This window comes from Amycolatopsis sp. BJA-103 (assembly GCF_002849735.1).
In the GTDB taxonomy this organism is placed as follows: Bacteria; Actinomycetota; Actinomycetes; order Mycobacteriales; family Pseudonocardiaceae; genus Amycolatopsis.
The window spans coordinates 1007625-1025213 of the sequence record NZ_CP017780.1; the positions used below are offsets into that span (position 1 = coordinate 1007625).

The following is a 17589-nucleotide window of genomic DNA, read 5'->3' on the forward strand; positions in this document are numbered from 1 at the left end:
GTGGGAGCGTCGGTGTCCGTCCCGGGTATGGGTGCGCTCACACAGGTCGGCAGGCTCGCGACCCTGTCGTGGGAGGTCCTGCGCGCGATCTTCAAACGCCCGTTCCAGTTCCGCGAATGGATCCAGCAGTGCTGGTTCTTCGCCAGCGTCACCATCCTGCCGACGGCCCTGGTGGCGATCCCGTTCGGCGCGGTCATCGCGCTGCAGCTCGGATCGCTGACGCAGCAGATCGGCGCGCAGTCCTTCACCGGCGCGGCGAGCGCGCTCGCGATCGTCCAGCAGGCCAGCCCGCTGATCACCGCGCTGCTGGTGGCGGGCGCGGGCGGCAGCGCGGTCTGCGCCGACATCGGCGCCCGCAAGATCCGCGAAGAAATCGACGCGATGGAGGTGCTCGGGGTCAACCCGATCCAGCGCCTGATCGTGCCCCGCGTCCTGGCCGCGATCGTGGTTTCGGTGCTGCTGAACGGTTTGGTCAGTGTCGTCGGGGTGCTCGGCGGCTACTTCTTCAACGTCGTCATGCAGGGCGGCACCCCGGGCGCGTACCTCGCCAGCTTCAACGCGCTCGCGCAGGTGCCGGACCTGTGGATCAGCGAGATCAAGGCGCTGCTCTACGGCTTCGTCGCCGGGGTGGTCGCGGCCTTCCGCGGGCTGAACCCGGCGGGCGGGCCGAAGGGCGTCGGCGACGCGGTGAACCAGGCCGTGGTCATCACGTTCCTGCTGCTGTTCCTGATCAACGTCGTGCTGACGGCGATCTACCTGCGGATCGTGCCGCCGAAGGCGATGTGACATGGCAGCCGAACCCGCTGTTTCGGACCGGACCCTGGAGATCATCGCGCGCCCCGGCGCGATGCTGGAGGGCTTCGGGGGGCAACTGTCCTTCTACTTCCGTGCGCTGGCCTGGACGCCGCGCACGATCCGGCGCTACGGCCGTGAGGTCTTCCGCCTGCTGACCGAAGTCAGCTTCGGCACCGGCGCGCTCGCGGTGATCGGCGGGACGCTCGGCGTGATGATCGGGATGACGCTGTTCACCGGTCTCATCGTCGGCCTGCAGGGCTATTCGGCGCTGAACCAGCTCGGCACCGCCGCGCTGACCGGCTTCATCTCGGCCTACTTCAACACCCGCGAGGTCGCGCCGCTTTCGGCCGGGCTCGCGCTTTCGGCCACCGTCGGCTGCGGCTTCACCGCGCAACTCGGCGCGATGCGGATCTCCGAGGAGATCGACGCGCTCGAGGTGATGGGCGTGCCGAGCATGCCCTACCTCGTGACGACACGGGTGATCGCCGGCGTCACCGCGGTCATCCCGCTCTACGCCGTCGGCCTGCTCTCGTCCTATCTCGCCTCGCGGCAGATCACCATCTGGCTCTACGGCCAGTCCGCGGGCACCTACGACCACTACTTCACGCTGTTCCTGCCGCCCGAGGACGTCCTGTGGTCGTTCCTCAAGGTGATCATCTTCAGCGTGCTCGTCATCCTGTCCCATTGCTACTACGGCTACACCGCCAGCGGCGGGCCCGCCGGGGTCGGGGTCGCGGTCGGCCGCGCGGTGCGGACGGCGATCGTGCTGATCTCGGTGCTCGACTTCTTCCTGAGCCTCGCGATCTGGGGCGCCACGACGACGGTGAGGATTTCCGGGTGAACAGGGGGACACTGCTGCAGCGGCTCCGGCACCAGGTGCTCGGGCTGATCTTCCTCGTGGTGGTCGTGCTGTTCTTCGTCACCACCATCGCCTTCTACCAGAAGGCCTTCACCACGGTGACCCTGGTGAAACTGGAGACCGACCGCATCGGCAACCAGATGCGCGAGGGCGCGGACGTCAAGGTACGCGGGATGGTCGTCGGCGAGGTGCGGACGATCCGGGCCCACGGCGATCGCGCGACGATGGACCTGGCGCTGCAGCCGGACAAGACGTCGGTCATCCCGTCGAACGTGTCCGCGCGGCTGCTGCCGAAGACGTTGTTCGGTGAGCGGTATGTCGCTTTGCAGATTCCGGAAAGGCCGGAGCGGCACATCGGCGAGGGCGACGTCATCCCGCAGGACCGCAGCAGCAGCGCGATCGAACTGGAAACCGTGCTCGGCAACGTGATGCCGCTGCTGCAGGCCGTCCAGCCGGAGAAGATGGCCAGTACGCTCAACGCCGTCGCGTCCGCTTTGGACGGTCAGGGCAAGCAACTCGGCTCGACGCTGGCGGGGCTTTCGGACTATCTCGGGAAGGTGAACCCGTCGCTGCCCGATCTCAAGGCCGACATCACCGGACTGGCCGACGCCGCCGAGATCTACGACAAGGCCGCGCCGGATCTGCTGGCCGCGCTGTCGGACCTGACCACCACGAGCAAGACCCTGGTCGAGAGCCAGCGCGGTCTCGCCGACGTCTACTCGACGGTGACCGCGGCGTCGCTCGACCTGACGAGCTTCCTGAAAGTGAACCAGGACAACCTGATCCGCCTCACCACCAGCCTCCAGCCCACTTTGGACGTCCTCGCGAAGTACGCGCCGGAGTACCCCTGCCTGCTCAAGCAGCTGGCCGGATCGGTGCCCCGCGCGGAACTCGCGTTCGGCAAGGGCACCGCGCATCCCGAGGTCAGCCGGGTGACGATCGAGTTCACGCCGAGCCGCGGCAAGTACCTGCCCGGCGTCGACGAGCCGAAGTACAACGACAAACGCGGCCCTCGGTGCTATCCGGAGGTCCCGCCGCCGGGACGCTGGCCGCAGTACCCGCCGGACGGCGCGATCGACGACGGGTCCTCGAAACCCGCGCCGCCACGTGATCCCGACGGCACCCTGCCTTCCGGCGGGAGCGCGGGCGGTTCGGTGGTGAACACGCCGGACGAGCAACGGCTGATCGACCTGCTCGTGTCGCCGGCGATGGGGACGACGCCGGACCGGGTGCCGAACTGGGGCAGCCTGCTGGTGGGGCCGCTGTACCGGGGCGCGGAGGTGGAACTGCGATGAGGACCACGTCAGCCAGGAGCGGGCTGAAGGGGCCCTTCGCCGCATGCGACGCGGTGAAGGGAGCTTTCACCGCGCGTGATGCGGGGAAAGCGTCCTTCAGGCCCCGGGCCGTACGAGGCGGGAGGGCGGTCAGGTGAGGTCCTTCGTGCCGGATCTGATCAAGATCCTCGTCTTCGCCGTGGTCACCGTGCTGCTCACCGCGATCCTCGGCGCCACCATCGCGAACACCAACTTCGGCGAGACCTCGGGCTACACGGCCAAGTTCACCGACGCGTCCGGGCTCAAGGAGGGCGACGACGTCCGCATCGTCGGCGTGAAGGTCGGACAGGTCGGCGCGATCGAAGTCGAGGAGGGCGAGAAGAACTTCGCCCAGGTCCACTTCGACGTCCAGACCACGCACCGGCTGCCCGCCTCGGTGACCGCGACCATCAAGTACCGCAACCTGGTCGGGCAGCGGTACCTCTCGCTCGGCACGGACATCGGGGACGAGAAGTCGTTGCCGCGAGGCGGGATCATCCCGCCCGAGCGCACCAAACCGGCGCTGAACCTGACCGTGCTCTTCAACGGGTTCAAACCGCTCTTCCGCGCGCTGAACCCCGAGGACGTCAACAAGCTCTCCTACGAGATCATCCAGGTCTTCCAGGGCGAGGGCGGCACGATCACCAGCCTGCTCGCGCACACCGCGTCGGTCACGTCGGCCATCGCGGGCAAGGACAAGATCATCGGTGACGTCATCGCGAACCTCAACACGGTGCTCGGCACGGTCGAGAAGCGCTCGCCGCAGCTGGGCGAGCTGATCGACCAGACCCAGCGGCTGGTCACCGGGCTCGCCGAGCAGCGGCAGCCGATCGGAGAGGCGGTCACGGCGCTGGGCGACCTCACCGTCGCCACGACGGGCCTGCTCGCCGACGCCCGGCCCGCGCTCAAGGACGACGTCGTCCAGCTCGGGGCCCTGTCGCAGAACCTCGGCGACTCCGAACAGCTGCTCGACCATCTGCTGCAGGTGCTGCCGGGCAACCTGCAGAAGTTCACCAGGACGCTGAGCTACGGCAGCTGGTTCAACTACTACCTGTGCGGGATCTCCGGCAGCATCGGCATCAAGTCGCTCAACATCGAACTGCCGATCACGCCGCTGCCCGGCACGCAGCGACCGGAGAGGTGCGGGCCGTGAAGCCGCTGAAGCAACGCAACCAGGCCGCGGTCGGGGCGGTGACGCTCATCCTGATCGTGCTGATCACGGCGACGACGTACTTCTCCGACCGGATCCCGTTCTTCGGCAGCGGGACGACGTACTCGGCGTATTTCGGCGAATCGGCCGGATTGGCGCCGGACAACGAGGTCCAGATCGCCGGGGTCAAGGTCGGCCAGGTCAGCTCGGTGGAACTGGCGGGCAAGAAGGTGCTGGTGAAGTTCCGGGTCAAGGACGCCAGAGTCGGCGACGCGACCTCGGCGTCGATCGAGATCAAGACGCTGCTGGGTGAGAAGTTCCTCGCGCTGACGCCGAAGGGCAAGGCGAGCCAGGATCCGAACGCCACCATCGGGCTCGACCGCACGCGGACGCCGTTCGAACTGCAGGACGCGTTCCAGCAGCTCTCGGGCACGGTCGGCGAGATCGACACCGCGCAGCTGGCGTCGAGTTTCACCGTCCTGTCCGACGCGCTCAAGGACAGCCCGCAATACCTGAAAGACGCGCTGGGCGGGCTTTCCTCCCTGTCCAAGACGGTTTCCTCGCGCGACGGTGACTTGAAGACGTTGCTGGCCAACACGAGCAAGGTGTCCAAGACGCTGTCCGATCGCAACGCCCAGCTGAAGCGGATCCTCGACGACGGCAACCTCCTGCTCGCCGAACTGCAGAACCGGAAGGACGCGATCAGTACGTTGCTCAAGGGCACGCAACAGGTTTCCGCCCAGCTGTCCGGTCTCGTCGCCGACAACCGGCAGCAGTTGAAGCCGACGCTGGAGAAACTCGGGAAGGTCACCGACATCCTGCAGCGCAACCAGGACAACCTCAACCGCAGCCTCGCGCTGATGGCGCCGTTCGCGCGCGTCGGCGCCAACGCGACCGGCAACGGGCGCTGGTTCGAAGGCTACCTGTGCGGGCTGCTGCCGCCGACGATCATCGCGGGCGCGTTCCAGGTCAACCCGGAGGGCTGCACCCCGCCGATCGCGGCGCCGAACCAGGGGGTGGGCGGACGATGACCATCCACACCCGCACCGGGCGCACCGTCTACACCTGGGTCGCGTTCGCCTGTGTCCTCGCGCTGATCGTGACAGCCGGTCTGTGGCTGGTGTTCAAGGAGCCCGGCGGGACCAGGATCAGCGCCTACTTCGGGAAGACCGTCGGGCTCTACGCGGGATCGTCGGTCCGGGTGCTCGGGGTGAAGGTCGGCGAGATCACCGGCGTGACGCCGCAGGGCGAAGCGGTCCGGGTCGACATGCGGATCGACGACGGCACCCCGATCCCGGCCGACGCGGGAGCCGTCGTCGTCTCGCCGAGCCTGGTGAGCGACCGGTACGTCCAGCTGACCCCGGCGTACGAGAGCGGCCCCGAAATGACCGCGGACACGGTGATCGCCAAGGAGAAGACGGCGACACCGGCCGAACTCGACGACCTCTACACGAGCCTCGACAAACTCTCGACGAGCCTGGGACCCAACGGCGCCAACAAGAACGGCGCGCTGTCCGACGTGCTCGACACCGCCGCGGCGAACCTCGACGGCAACGGGAAGAACCTCAACACGACGGTGACGAGGCTGTCCGAACTGGCCAAGACGCTGGACGGGTCCAAGGGCGATCTGTTCACCACTGTGCAGAACTTGAACTCCTTCACCGGCGCGCTCGCCGACAGCGACAAACAGCTCAACGAGTTCTACCGCCGGGCCGCCGACGTGAGCGGGTTCCTGGCCGCGGACTCCGCCGACGTCGGCGCCGCGCTGAGCTCACTGGCGACGGCGATGGGCGACGTCGAGAAGTTCGTCGCGGAGAACAAGGACCTGCTCTCGTCCAATGTGGACAAACTGGCCGGGCTGACGAAGGTGCTCGTGGACCAGCGGGCCTCGCTCGCCGAGGTGATCGACATCGCGCCGACCGGGGCGACCAACTTCATCAACTCCTACGACGCGGCGTCCGGCACGATCGCGGTGCGGGACAACCTGAACGAACTGACGCATCCGCCGATCCTGACCGTCTGCCGCCTGATCAGCGCGAGCACGCCCAAGCCGATCCCGGACGCGCTGGGCGGTATCTGCAAGCAGCTCGCGCCGATCCTCGACGGCACCCTGAAACTCCCGTCCGTCCCGCAAGTCTTGGCCTCGCTGCAGAGCGGTGAACTGCCGCCGCTGCCGCTCCCGCTGATCGACGTCATGAGCAAGGGGCTCCCGAAATGAGGCGGCAGCGGCAGAAGATCGCGGGGGTGATGGCGGGCGTCCTGGTGCTGGCCGGCTGCAGCGACGGCGGTTTCTCTGGGCTGTACAACACCCCGCTGCCGGGTGGCGCCGACCTCGGTGACCATCCGTACCGGCTCTCCGCGCAGTTCTCCGACGTGCTCGACCTCGTTCCGCAGGCGAGCGTGAAGGTCAACGACGTCCCGGTCGGCAGGGTCGAGAAGATCGACCTCGCGCCGGACACCCGCTCGGCGTGGGTGAGCATGGTCGTCAACGGCGACATCGCGCTCCCCGCGAACGCGCGTGCCGAACTCCGGCAGTCGAGCCTGCTGGGGGAGAAGTTCGTCGATCTGCACGCGGCGTCCGGTGTCAAACCCGAAGGCGCCCTCGCCGAGGGCGCGAAGATCCCGCTGGACCGCACGAACCGCAACCCCGAGGTCGAAGAGGTCCTCGGCGCGCTTTCCCTGCTGCTCAACGGCGGCGGGGTCGAGCAGATCCAGAAGATCAGCCACGAGCTCAACGAAGCGCTCACCGGCAACGAGGCCGAGGTCCGCGCGCTGCTGTCCCGGGTGGACACGCTGGCCACCGAACTCGACGGGCACAAGGGCGAGATCCTGCGGGCCATCGACGGCCTCGACAAGCTGTCCAAGACCCTGGCCGGCCAGACGCAGAACCTCACGAACGCGCTCGACAACCTTTCGCCGGGGCTCAAGGTCGTGACCGAGCAACGGGATCAGCTCGTCGGCATGCTGCGGTCGCTGAACACGCTGTCCGGGGTCGCGACCGACACGATCAAGGCCAGCGGCGATCAGCTGGTGGCGAACCTCCGTGCGTTGCAGCCGACATTGAAGAAGCTGACCGAGGCCGGCCAGGACCTGCCGACCGCGCTGCGGATCCTGCTCACGTATCCGTTCCCGGACTACGCGGGCAACGTGATCAAGGGCGACTACGCGAACGTGGAAGCCAAGATCGACCTGAACCTGGACACGTTCCTCGAGAACATGAACAACTCGTCGCAGCCGATCATCCAGCTGCCGGGGAGTCAGGGCACCGGAACTCCCGGCGCGATCCCGTTCAACAACGGCGCCGCGCCACCCGTGCTGCCGCTGCCCACCGGCGATCTCCCGCAGGCGCCCCGGACACCGCAAGGGGACGTGCTGGGCGGCGTCCTCGGCGGGCTCCTCGGGCCGATCCTGGGAGGTGGCCGGTGATCACGCGCAAGACCAAGATCCAGCTCGCGGTGTTCGTCGTCATCGCGGTGGTGTCGGTCGTCTACGCGGGCGGCAAGTATGCGGGGCTGGACAGGCTGTTCGGCACCCGCGGCTATCTCGTCACCGCGCAGCTCGTGGACTCCGGCGGGATCTTCGTCAACGCCGAGGTCTCCTATCGCGGCGTCGCGGTCGGCAAGGTCGCCTCGATGACGCTCACCGAGCACGGCATCGACCTCGGCCTCGACATCGATTCGGGGGCCCCGAAGATCCCCGCGGACACGAAGGCCGCGGTCGCGAACCGGTCGGCGGTGGGGGAGCAGTACGTCGATCTGCTGCCCATGCACGAAAACGGGCCGTACCTCGCGCAGGGGTCGGTCATCAAGCGGGACAAGACGTCGATCCCGCTCGCGCCGGACACCGTGCTGTCCAATTTGGACAAACTGGTGTCGAGCGTGAAGCCCGAATCGCTCAAGACCGTCGTCGACGAGACCTACGAGGCGTTCGCCGACGCCGGCCCGGATCTGCGGCAACTGCTGGACAGCACCGGTTCCCTCACCGCGACGGCGACGCAATACCTGCCCGACACCCAGGGCCTGCTGGCCAACTCGCGGACGGTGCTGGACACCCAGCGGCGCCAGGGCGACAACATCACGAAGTTCTCCAGCGGGCTCAAGACGATCGCCGCGCAGCTGAAGACGTCCGACCCGGATCTGCGGCGCGTGATCGACGAAGCGCCCAAACTGAGCCGCCAGATCAGCGACGTGCTGGCGGTTTCGGGGACCGACCTCGGGGTGCTGTTCGCGAACACGCTCACCACCGCCCAGATCACCTCCGCCCGCACCGACGCGATCGAGGAACTCCTCGTCGCGTATCCGATCATCTCGGCGTTCTCGCGGTCGACGTCGCCGGACGGCACGGGGCACCTCGGCGTCGTGTTCAACTTCTTCGACCCGGTCTCGTGCACGAAGGGCTACGAGGGCACGAAACAGCGTCCTGCCAACGACACCACCGAAGCGCCGGTGAACACCCAGGCGTACTGCGCCGAGCCGCCGGGGAGCCCGACAGGCGTGCGAGGCTCGCAGAACGCGCCCTATGCCGGGAAGCCGCCCGCGGTACCGGAGCGGCCGAAGCAGACCCCTCAGGCGGCGGAATCCGCGCAGCTGCCCGGCGTGCTGAGCCTGCTCAGCGGGTCCGGTCCGGGCGGGCTGGGCGCGCTGCTGGGCGGCAAGTGATGCTCACCCGCGCACTGACCGTCGTCGCCGCGCTGGCGGTCCTCGCGGCCGCCTGGTTCGGCTGGTCGTGGTGGAGCGCCGCGGGGGACGACGGCCTGGCCCGCGGCCGGGAACGGGAGGCCGTCCTCGCCGCCGCGTCGGGCCAGCTGGAAGTGCTCAACACGATCGACTACCGCACGGGCGCCCAGGACGTCGACCGCTGGCTCGGCGTCACCACCGGACGGCTCGGCAAGGACCTCACCGGCGACCGGCAGACCCAGATCGACCGGGCGAACACCGGCAAGACCGTCGCGACCGCGAAGCTCAAGCAGGCCGCGGTCACCGAACTCGACGCCGTCGCCGGGACGGCGCGGCTGATGGCGGTGCTGGACGTGAAGGTCAGCACCGGCGGCGGATCGGCCGCGCCCAAGGTGAGCAGGCTGACCGTGGACTACCAGCGCGTCGAAGACGGCTGGAAGGTCAGCGCGGTACAGGCGGCGGGTTCATGACCGGGCGTACGCAGCGGATCCTCGTCGCGATCATCGTGCTGGCCGTCGGCTGCGCGGTGTGGTTCGGCTTCCAGGCGTCCTCGCTCGGTTCGGACGGCAACGCGGCGCTGGTGGACCAGGCCGCCACGGCCGAGGTCGCGGACCAGGTCGGCGCCGGGGTGAAGGCCGTTTTCTCCTACGACTACAGCAACCTCGTGCGGACCGAGCGGGCCGCCGCCGACGTGCTGACCGGCGAGGCGACCGGGCAGTACCGGGACCAGTTCGCTTCGGCACGCAAGCGGGCCGAAGAACAGAAGCTGGTGCGCACGACGACGGTTCGTTCGCTCGGTGTCCGGTCCTTGCGCGGCGACCAGGCGGAAGTGCTGTTGTTCCTCGACCAGCAGACGATCGCCGCGGGCGGGGGCGCTCCGCAGTCGTCGGTCTCCCAGCTTTCGGTCACCGCTGTCCGGATCGACGGCCGGTGGAAGATCTCACAGCTGACCGCGCTGTGATCACGAGATCCGCTTCATGTTCGCGCTGGTGATGGCACCGTTGGAAACGGTGTAAGAACCGGAAAAAGTGCGTAGCGAACCATCGGTCTGCCGGGCCGAAAGATCGACGTACACGGTGTTGCCGCTCACGCTCGTCACGGTGAGAGCGGCCCACGAAGTCGTCGCGTATCCCTTGGCGTAGGAGGCGAGAGTGCCGCCTTTGGCCAGCCTTTGCCCGCCGAGACTCCACGCGGTGGAGAAATCACCCCGGTTGATCGCGTCGTAGTAGGCGATCACCGTCTGTGCCACCGGAATCGCGGGTGCGGGTGCGGGTGCGGGATAGATCGTCCGCGTCGTCGGCGGCGTGGCATAAACCGTCTGTGGCGGGGCCGCGACCACCGGTGGCTGTACCACGATCGTGCTCGTGGGAGCGGCCAGTGCGACGACGGGAGTCGCCGTGCCCTGATTCGGTGTCGCGCACGCGGCCAGTCCGCCCGCGGCCATTATCGTCAAAGCCGCCCAGTTCTTCGCTCTCATTGCCGAGCCCCTCGTTTCTCGTCTTTTCGTTCGTATTGCCCGAGAATGCGAGAAAAGCGCCCGGCTCACTAGAGGACTTGTCCCTGTTACCGATATCGGAAAACGCGCCGGAACCGTTATCGGATCTTGTGCGGGCCGTCGTTGGGCGACCCTCGTCTCACGCCGGACGCCGCCGGGTTTAGCGTTAGGCATGACCACTGCACCTGTCGATGTCGAGAGCGCCCGCCGCGACTACGCGGCCCTCGTCGACCGTGGCCTCTCCCTGGACATCACCCGCGGCAAGCCGTCCCCCCGCCAGCTGGACCTCGCCGACGGACTGCTCGCCCTCCCCGGAGATGTGCGCAAGGCCGAGGACGGCACGGACGTCCGCAACTACGGCGGCCTCAAGGGCCTGCCCGAGCTTCGCCGCATCTTCGCCGGGCCGCTGCAGGTCCCGGCCGAGCAGCTGCTGGCCGCGGGCAACTCCAGCCTGGAGCTCATGCACGACTCGATCGTGCAGGCCTTCCTCAGCAAGCTCCCGGGCGCCGAGCGCCGCTGGGCCGACGAGGCGAGCGTCAAGTTCCTGTGCCCGGTCCCGGGTTACGACCGCCACTTCGCGCTGGCCGAGCGCTTCGGCATCGAGCTGGTCCAGGTGCCGCTCACCGAGACCGGCCCGGACATGGACGTCGTCGAGCGCCTCGTCGCCGAGGACGCCGCGGTCAAGGGCATCTGGTGCGTGCCGAAGTACAGCAACCCGACCGGCGTCACCTACAGCGACGACACCGTGCGCCGGCTGGCCGCGATGACCACGGCCGCCCCGGACTTCCGGATCTTCTGGGACAACGCCTACGCCGTGCACCACCTCACCGACGTCGAGGTGCCGCTGGCGGACCTGTTCGCGCTGGCCGCGGAAGCGGGCAACGCCGACCGCGTGTTCGTCTTCGGTTCCACCTCGAAGGTGACCTACGCCGGTGGCGGCGTCGGCTTCTTCGGCGCCTCCGAGGCCAACCTGGCCTGGTGGACCGGCCTCATCGGCAAGCGGACCATCGGCCCGGACAAGGTCAACCAGCTCCGGCACGCGCAGTTCCTGCGTGACGAGGACGGCGTCCGCGAGCACATGCGCAAGCACGCCGGGCTCATCGGGCCGAAGTTCGCGGCCGTCGACGAGATCCTCACCAAGGAGCTGGGCGAATCGGGCCTCGCGTCCTGGACCAAGCCGACCGGCGGGTACTTCATCTCGCTGACCGTGCCGTCCGGGACCGCCAAGGAGGTCGTGCGGCTGGCCAAGGAGGCGGGCATCGCCCTGACCCCGGCCGGTGCGACGCACCCGTACGGCGACGACCCCGAAGACGCCGTCATCCGCATCGCCCCGACGTACCCTGAGCTGGCCGAAGTCGAAGAGGCGATCCGCGGTCTCGCGGTCTGCGTTCGCCTTGCCGCGGCTACGAAGAAATAAATTCCGAGATCTTTTCCAATCCGGGTCACGGGTGGTTCCGAACGTCCGAGTGGGTGGGTGTGCACCGCAAAGACGAGAGGAACCACTCGTGTTCGGAAAGCCCTTCGTTCGTACCCTGATTTCGCGCAGCGCCGAGAACCGCACGGATCGCCGCCGGTTCTTGAAGGCCGCAGGCGCGGCGGGGCTCGGTGTCGTCGGCGCGACCTACCTCGGGGTACAGGCCACGTCGTCCGCTTCGGCCACGGGTGACGCCGCTGCCGCCGCGGGCGCCCCCAGCGACGCGGCCGTGCTCAACTTCGCGCTCAACCTCGAGTACCTCGAAGCCGAGTTCTACTCCTTCGCCGTCTACGGCAAAGGACTGCCGGACGACATCACCGGCGGCGTCGGCACCCAGGGCGGGGTGCGCGGCGGCAAGAAGGTGATGTTCCACGACAAGGCGCTGCACCAGTTCGCGAAGGAGATCGCGGGCGACGAGGTCGCGCACGTCAAGTTCCTGCGCGGCGCCCTGGGCGAGGCCGCCGTCTCCCGGCCGGAGATCGACCTCAAGGACAGCTTCACCGCCGCGGCGCGGGCGGCCGGGCTGATCAGCGAGTACCAGCAGTTCGACCCGTTCGCCAACGAGAAGAACTTCCTGCTCGCGGCGTTCCTGTTCGAGGACGTCGGCGTGACGGCGTACAAGGGCGCCGCCCCGCTGATCACCAACAAGACCTTCCTGGACGCGGCCGCCGGCATCCTGGCCGCCGAGGCATACCACGCCGCCACCATCCGGACGTCGCTGTTCGACCGGGACCTCGGCGACGCGGCGGCCAAGATCTCCAACGCCCGCGACGCCCTCGACGGTCCCGGTGACGCCGACCAGGGCATCGTGCTCGGCAACCAGGCCAACATCGTGCCCGCGGACAACAACGGCATCTGCTTCGGCCGGAGCGCCGACAGGGTGCTGAACGTCGTCTACCTGAACCCGGGCCCGGTGAAGGAGGGCGGGTTCTTCCCCAAGGGAGTGAACGGCGACATCGTGGCCAGCGGCGGCGCGTGACCCCTCTGTCGTGTCGCCGTTTCCCGGTACCGTCGGGTGACGGCGACACGAGGAGGGGGTTTGCGGTGAAGGCTGTGATCATCGGTGGCGGTATCTCCGGCACGGTGACCGCGATGGCGTTGCGGCGGGCCGGAATCGACGCGAGCGTCCACGAGGCGTTCCAGTCCGGCGGCGAGGACGCGGGCGCGTTCCTGACGCTCATGCACAACGGCATGGACGCCCTGCGCGCGATCGGTGCCGACGGGCCGGTGATCGAGAACTCCTTCGCCGCGGCCGGTCTGGAACTCGTCACGCCGGACGGGCGGACCGTCGAGCGGCGTTCCTTCGACGTCGACGGTCTCGCCGGACCCCGGACGCTGACCCGCGCGGCGCTCTACCGGGCGCTGCAAGAGGAAGCCATCTCGCGCGGGATCACGTTCGAGCGCGGGAAGAGGCTTGTTTCGGCCACGCCGGGTGTCGCTCGCTTCGAGGACGGGACCGCGGCCGAGGGCGACATCCTGATCGGCGCCGACGGCCTGCGGTCGGTCGTCCGGAACCTCATCGACCCGTCGTGCCCGCCACCGCGCTCGACCGGCCTCGACGTCGTCTACGGCTACACGACCGATACGAGTGTCCCGCAGGCGCCGTCGCTCTATCGGATGATCCAGAGCCTGCACGCTTTCTTCGGCTACACCAGTGCTCCCGACGGCTCGACGTACTGGTTCGCCCGGCTTCCCACGGCCGAAGGAGTGCGGACCGGTCTGTCGGCCGCTGAATGGCGCTCGACGGCCTTCGCCGCTTTCGACGGGGAACCGTTGCCCGCCGCGGAAATCATCCAGTCGACGGGGGACGACGTCTTCGGCGGTCACTCTTACGACGTGCCTTCGACGCCGGTGTGGTCCAACGCGTCGATGGTGCTCGTGGGGGACGCGGCGCACGCGGCCTCGCCCGCCGCGGGGCAGGGCGCGTCGATGGCGCTAGAGGACAGTGTCGTGCTGGCGCAGTGCTTGCGGGATCTTCCTGACGTGCCAACGGCTTTCGCCGCTTACGAGCGGCTGCGGCGGGCGCGGGTGGAGAAGCTGGTGGCGGGTAGCGCGGCGGTGTCGTCGGGGACGACGCCCGACCGGGACCGGAACTGGCTCTATCAGCACCACATCGAGTGGGACGCGAAGATCCCGGCCGAGTGAGCGACCGACCTCGTGAGTGGTAAGGACGGTTGGAACCGTCCTTACCACTCACGAGTCAGCTGGCCTACTTCTTGTACAGCGCTTCGATGTCGGTCGCGTAGTTCTTGTTCACGATGTTGCGCTTCAGCTTCAGGCTCGGCGTGATCTCGCCACCGGCCTCGGTGAAGTCCTTCGAGAGGATCGTGAACTTCTTGATCGCCTCGGCCTGCGAAACCGCGCTGTTGGCCTGATCGACGGCCTGCTGGACCTCGGCGCGCAGTTCGGCGTCACCGGCCAGATCCGACACCGTGGCGTCGGAAGGCTTGCCGTGCTGCGACTTCCACGACGGGAAGTACTCCTCGTCGATGGTGATCAGCGCGCCGATGAACGGCCGCTGGTCGCCGACCACCATCGCCTGGCTGATCAGCGGGCTGGACTTGATGGTGTCCTCGAGGCCGGACGGGGCGACGTTCTTGCCGCCCGCCGTCACGATGATCTCCTTCTTGCGCCCGGTGATCTTGAGGAATCCGTCGCGGTCCAGTTCGCCGATGTCGCCGGTGTGGAACCAGCCGTCCTCCAGCGCTTCCGCGGTCGCTTCGGCGTTGTTGAAGTAGCCGCTGAACACGACGTCGCCCTTGAGCAGGATCTCGCCGTCGTCGGCGATCCGCACCGAGGTCCCGGCGACCGGCCGTCCCACGGTGCCGACGCGGAACCCGTCCTGGGTGCCGACGCAGGCCGCGGCGGAGGTCTCGGTCAGGCCGTAGCCTTCGAACACCGGGACGCCGATGCCGCGGAAGAAGTGCGCCAGCCGCACGCCGAGCGGGGCACCGCCGGACACCGCGGCGACGCACCGGCCGCCCAGCGCCGCGCGCAGCTTGCTGAAGACGAGCTTGTCGAACAGCGCGTGCTTGACCTTGAGGCCCAGCCCGGCGCCGCCGGTGTCCTGAGCCTGGCTGTAGGCGACAGCGGTGGCTTCGGCGGCGTCGAAGATCTTGCCCTTGCCGTCACCGTGGGCCTTCTGCTTCGCGCCGTTGTAGACCTTTTCGAACACGCGCGGCACCGCGACGACGAACGTCGGCCGGAAGGTGCCGAGGTCGGCGACGAGGTTCTTGACGTCCGAGGTGTGCCCGAGGGTCACGCGCGCGCTGAGCGCCGTCACCGCGATGGCGCGGGCCAGGACGTGCGCGAGCGGCAGGAACACCAGCAGCGAGTTGCCCTGCTCCATCAGCTGCGGGAACGCGGCGATGTCGGCGCGGATCTCGGCCAGGAGGTTCCGGTGGGTCAGCTCGACGCCCTTGGGGCGGCCGGTGGTGCCCGACGTGTACACGATCGTGGCCAGATCGCCCGCCTTCACCGTGCGGCGGCGCTCGTGCAGGTCGTCGTCGCTCAGCTCGGCGCCCTGGGCGGTGAGGTCGTCGACGGCCGGCTTGGCGGCCTCGATCTGCCAGGTGTGCTCCAGCGTGTCGAGGCGCCCCTTGACGGATTCCAGCGTCGCGAGGTGTTCGTCGGTCTCGACGAACACGCCCTTCGCCGCCGAGTCCGAAAGGATCCAGTGGACCTGCTCGGCCGAAGAGGTGTCGTAGATCGGGACGGTGACCGCGCCGGCGGCCCAGATCGCGAAGTCGATCAGGGTCCATTCGTAGCGGGTCTTGGACATGAGCCCGATCCGGTCGCCCGGTGCGATACCCGCCTGTGCCATTCCCTTGGCCACGGCGAGAACCTGGGCGGCGAAGTCCTTGGCGGTGACGTCCAACCAGGTTCCGTCGACCTGGCGGCGGAAACTCACGACATCGGAGAACCGCTCGGCGTTCGCCCAGACGACGTCCGCGAGGTTCTCGTCGTCGGTCACCGGATTGGCGGCGGGGGCGCTGTATTCGCGCACGAGGAACCTCCGTGTTCGCGTGCAAGTGGTGTGACCGGTGTTACCCGCCAGTCAACTTAGCGTGCCGTGCACCTTAAGACCATGCTGACGAATCGGCCATACCGAGGGCATGACATTCTGCCGCGTGTGAACCAGGCGCCGCCAGCTCTCGACATCGTTGACGAGACCTTTCTCGTGGTCCCGCCCTCCACCGTCGCCGCCGCCTTCGCCGATCCGCGATCTTGGTCACGTTACTGGCCGGACCTCGTTCTCGAGGTCTACACCGACCGCGGGGACGAAGGATTGCGCTGGACGGTGCGCGGTGCCTTGATCGGTACCATGGAAGTCTGGCTCGAGCCGGTGCTCGACGGCACTTTGCTGCACTACTTCCTGCGTGCCACTCCCGCCGGTCCGGACGGGGAGCCGCGCGCGCTGGAACCCCGGGACCTGCGGCGGGAGTTCGATCGCAGGGCCCGTGCCGCCAAGGCGATCGCGCTCGGGCTCAAGGAAGTCCTGGAGGACGGGCGCGAGCCTGGAGTAGGGCCACGCGCCGACTAGGCACGGGCGAACACAGGGGAGAGCATGCGGGTTCACGTGGTGTCGGACGTGCACGGCAACGCCGACGCGCTCAAACGCGCGGGGGACGGCGCCGACGCGCTGATCGTGCTGGGCGACCTGCTGGACTTCGTCGACTACCGCGAGCACGACAAAGGGATCATGGGCGCCCTGTTCGGCGCCGAGAAGGTCGGCGAGTTCGCGCGGCTGCGGCGTGAGGGCACTCGTGATGAGACCGTTGCCTTCTCGCGATCCTTGTGGGCCACTTTGGCCGATCCGGCGGCCGCCGTCGGCGAAGCGATCCTCGATCAGTACGCCGTTCTGTTCGGCGCCCTCACCGCGCCGACGTACGCGACCCCCGGCAACGTCGACGACCCGTCACTGTGGCCCGAGTTCGCCGGCGACGGCATCCAGGTCCTCGACGGCGAGGTCGCCGAGTTCGGCGGGCTGCGCTTCGGGTTCATCGGCGGCGCGCTGCTCCCGCCGAACGTGGTCCCGCGCCGCAACGGCTTCTGGCGGCCGTATCTGCGCACCCGCGAGGAGTACGACACCGCGGTCGGCGCGCTCGAGAACGTCGACGTCCTGTGCACCCACATCCCGCCCGCCATCCCGGAACTGACCTACGACGTGATCGCGCGGCGGTCCGAGATCGGGTCGGCGGCCCTGGTGGACCTCATCCGCGAGCAGCGGCCGCGCTGGTCGGTGTTCGGGCACGTCCACCAGCCGCTGGCCTCGCGGACGAGGCTCGGCAGGACCGAATGCCGTAACGTCGGTCACTTCAAAGAGACGGCACAGCCGTACGTGCTGCGCTGGTGACCCTCGGCTGCGGCTAGAGTTCGGGGCATGGCCGAGCAGTCCACGCAATCCATCGAGGTCGACGCCGAGCCCGAGCGGGTCATGGCCGTCATCGCCGACTTTCCCGCGTACCCGGAATGGGCCAAGGCCGTCCGGGAGACCGAGGTGCTCGGCGAGGACGACAAGGGCCGCGCCAAGCAGGTGAAACTCACCCTCGACGCCGGACCGATCAAGGACGTCTACACCCTCGAGTACGACTGGGACGCTGACGGCCAGGGCGTCAGCTGGCACCTGGTCAAGGGGCAGATGCAGAAGGCCCAGAACGGCCGCTACGCGCTCGAAGCGCTGGGCGCCGGCCGCACCAAGGTGACGTATACGCTGTCCGTCGAGCTGGCGCTGCCGATGATCGGGCTGCTGCGCCGCAAGGCCGAGAAGATGGTCATGGACACCGCGCTCAAGGAGCTCAAGAAGCGCGCCGAAGCATCCTGAGTT

General features: G+C 68.4%; 18 protein-coding genes. 16 read left to right on the top strand and 2 right to left on the bottom strand.

Annotated features, from left to right (window positions below):
- Positions 1–27 precede the first annotated feature (27 nt).
- From BKN51_RS04645 to BKN51_RS04690, 10 genes are all read left to right on the top strand, one after another.
- A complete protein-coding gene (locus BKN51_RS04645) occupies positions 28–786 on the top strand; it encodes an MlaE family ABC transporter permease (protein ID WP_101606438.1) in 759 nt (252 codons plus the stop codon).
- Position 787: 1 nt separating this feature from the next.
- Entirely contained in the window at positions 788–1636 is an 849-nt protein-coding gene (locus BKN51_RS04650; RefSeq protein WP_101606439.1) for an MlaE family ABC transporter permease, read from the top strand.
- Positions 1633–2949, top strand: coding sequence for an MCE family protein (locus tag BKN51_RS04655; RefSeq protein WP_101606440.1), 1317 nt, complete (start codon positions 1633–1635; stop codon positions 2947–2949). The genes BKN51_RS04650 and BKN51_RS04655 overlap by 4 nt, the downstream gene beginning before the upstream one ends.
- 133 nt (positions 2950–3082) lie before the next feature.
- A complete protein-coding gene (locus tag BKN51_RS04660; RefSeq protein WP_101606441.1) occupies positions 3083–4120 on the top strand; it encodes an MCE family protein in 1038 nt (345 codons plus the stop codon).
- A complete protein-coding gene (locus BKN51_RS04665; RefSeq protein WP_168214264.1) occupies positions 4117–5148 on the top strand; it encodes an MCE family protein in 1032 nt (343 codons plus the stop codon). The genes BKN51_RS04660 and BKN51_RS04665 overlap by 4 nt, the downstream gene beginning before the upstream one ends.
- Positions 5145–6335, top strand: coding sequence for an MCE family protein (locus BKN51_RS04670; protein ID WP_101606443.1), 1191 nt, complete (start codon positions 5145–5147; stop codon positions 6333–6335). The genes BKN51_RS04665 and BKN51_RS04670 overlap by 4 nt, the downstream gene beginning before the upstream one ends.
- Positions 6332–7543: an MCE family protein gene (locus BKN51_RS04675; RefSeq protein WP_101606444.1), complete on the top strand. Its 1212-nt coding sequence runs from the start codon at positions 6332–6334 to the stop codon at positions 7541–7543. Before BKN51_RS04670 ends, BKN51_RS04675 begins: the two co-directional genes overlap by 4 nt.
- Positions 7540–8775, top strand: a complete 1236-nt coding sequence (locus BKN51_RS04680) for an MCE family protein (RefSeq protein WP_168214265.1) — start codon at positions 7540–7542, stop codon at positions 8773–8775. Before BKN51_RS04675 ends, BKN51_RS04680 begins: the two co-directional genes overlap by 4 nt.
- Complete coding sequence (locus tag BKN51_RS04685) at positions 8775–9263, top strand: hypothetical protein (protein WP_101606445.1); 489 nt, start codon at positions 8775–8777, stop codon at positions 9261–9263. Before BKN51_RS04680 ends, BKN51_RS04685 begins: the two co-directional genes overlap by 1 nt.
- On the top strand, positions 9260–9754 hold the full coding sequence (locus BKN51_RS04690) for a hypothetical protein (protein ID WP_101606446.1): 495 nt from the start codon (positions 9260–9262) through the stop codon (positions 9752–9754). Before BKN51_RS04685 ends, BKN51_RS04690 begins: the two co-directional genes overlap by 4 nt.
- Here the strand turns inward: BKN51_RS04690 and BKN51_RS04695 are convergent, their stop codons facing one another.
- Positions 9755–10270 carry a hypothetical protein gene (locus BKN51_RS04695; protein WP_101606447.1) on the bottom strand — a complete coding sequence of 172 codons (516 nt, stop codon included), beginning with the start codon at positions 10268–10270 and terminating at the stop codon, positions 9755–9757. It abuts the gene before it with no gap.
- 190 nt (positions 10271–10460) lie between these two features.
- Here BKN51_RS04695 and BKN51_RS04700 point away from each other — a divergent pair, with 190 nt between their 5' ends.
- The 3 genes from BKN51_RS04700 (at position 10461) to BKN51_RS04710 (ending at position 13907) form a co-directional block, all read left to right on the top strand.
- Positions 10461–11705 carry an aminotransferase class I/II-fold pyridoxal phosphate-dependent enzyme gene (locus BKN51_RS04700; RefSeq protein WP_101606448.1) on the top strand — a complete coding sequence of 415 codons (1245 nt, stop codon included), beginning with the start codon at positions 10461–10463 and terminating at the stop codon, positions 11703–11705.
- A gap of 88 nt (positions 11706–11793) precedes the next feature.
- Positions 11794–12741 carry a ferritin-like domain-containing protein gene (locus tag BKN51_RS04705; RefSeq protein ID WP_101606449.1) on the top strand — a complete coding sequence of 316 codons (948 nt, stop codon included), beginning with the start codon at positions 11794–11796 and terminating at the stop codon, positions 12739–12741.
- Between the two features lie 65 nt (positions 12742–12806).
- Positions 12807–13907 (top strand): FAD-dependent oxidoreductase, encoded by a 1101-nt coding sequence (locus tag BKN51_RS04710; RefSeq protein WP_101606450.1) that lies wholly within the window; start codon positions 12807–12809, stop codon positions 13905–13907.
- Positions 13908–13971: 64 nt separating this feature from the next.
- On the opposite strand, the gene BKN51_RS04715 is transcribed toward BKN51_RS04710, so the two are convergent.
- On the bottom strand, positions 13972–15768 hold the full coding sequence (locus BKN51_RS04715) for an AMP-dependent synthetase/ligase (protein WP_101606451.1): 1797 nt from the start codon (positions 15766–15768) through the stop codon (positions 13972–13974).
- Positions 15769–15894: 126 nt separating this feature from the next.
- On the opposite strand from BKN51_RS04715, the gene BKN51_RS04720 reads away from it, so the two are divergent.
- Genes BKN51_RS04720 through BKN51_RS04730 form a run of 3 tightly spaced genes read left to right on the top strand, consistent with a single transcriptional unit; the run spans position 15895 to position 17586 of the window.
- Positions 15895–16305, top strand: a complete 411-nt coding sequence (locus BKN51_RS04720) for a polyketide cyclase / dehydrase and lipid transport (RefSeq protein WP_233224250.1) — start codon at positions 15895–15897, stop codon at positions 16303–16305.
- A gap of 24 nt (positions 16306–16329) precedes the next feature.
- Positions 16330–17118 (top strand): metallophosphoesterase family protein, encoded by a 789-nt coding sequence (locus tag BKN51_RS04725; protein ID WP_101606453.1) that lies wholly within the window; start codon positions 16330–16332, stop codon positions 17116–17118.
- A gap of 27 nt (positions 17119–17145) precedes the next feature.
- The gene (locus BKN51_RS04730) at positions 17146–17586 is read left to right on the top strand and encodes an SRPBCC family protein (protein WP_101606454.1); all 441 of its coding nucleotides are present in this window, start codon (positions 17146–17148) and stop codon (positions 17584–17586) included.
- Positions 17587–17589: the final 3 nt, after the last annotated feature.

What these genes read in the sequence shown, in the direction of transcription:
- BKN51_RS04645 (WP_101606438.1), top strand. Translation starts at nt 28, where the DNA reads ATGGGTGCGCTCACACAGGTCGGCAGGCTCGCGACCCTGTCGTGGGAG.
- BKN51_RS04690 (WP_101606446.1), top strand. Translation starts at nt 9,260, where the DNA reads ATGACCGGGCGTACGCAGCGGATCCTCGTCGCGATCATCGTGCTGGCC.
- BKN51_RS04695 (WP_101606447.1), bottom strand. Translation starts at nt 10,270, where the DNA reads ATGAGAGCGAAGAACTGGGCGGCTTTGACGATAATGGCCGCGGGCGGA.
- BKN51_RS04675 (WP_101606444.1), top strand. Translation starts at nt 6,332, where the DNA reads ATGAGGCGGCAGCGGCAGAAGATCGCGGGGGTGATGGCGGGCGTCCTG.
- BKN51_RS04730 (WP_101606454.1), top strand. Translation starts at nt 17,146, where the DNA reads ATGGCCGAGCAGTCCACGCAATCCATCGAGGTCGACGCCGAGCCCGAG.
- BKN51_RS04700 (WP_101606448.1), top strand. Translation starts at nt 10,461, where the DNA reads ATGACCACTGCACCTGTCGATGTCGAGAGCGCCCGCCGCGACTACGCG.
- BKN51_RS04670 (WP_101606443.1), top strand. Translation starts at nt 5,145, where the DNA reads ATGACCATCCACACCCGCACCGGGCGCACCGTCTACACCTGGGTCGCG.
- BKN51_RS04725 (WP_101606453.1), top strand. Translation starts at nt 16,330, where the DNA reads ATGCGGGTTCACGTGGTGTCGGACGTGCACGGCAACGCCGACGCGCTC.
- BKN51_RS04685 (WP_101606445.1), top strand. Translation starts at nt 8,775, where the DNA reads ATGCTCACCCGCGCACTGACCGTCGTCGCCGCGCTGGCGGTCCTCGCG.
- BKN51_RS04650 (WP_101606439.1), top strand. Translation starts at nt 788, where the DNA reads ATGGCAGCCGAACCCGCTGTTTCGGACCGGACCCTGGAGATCATCGCG.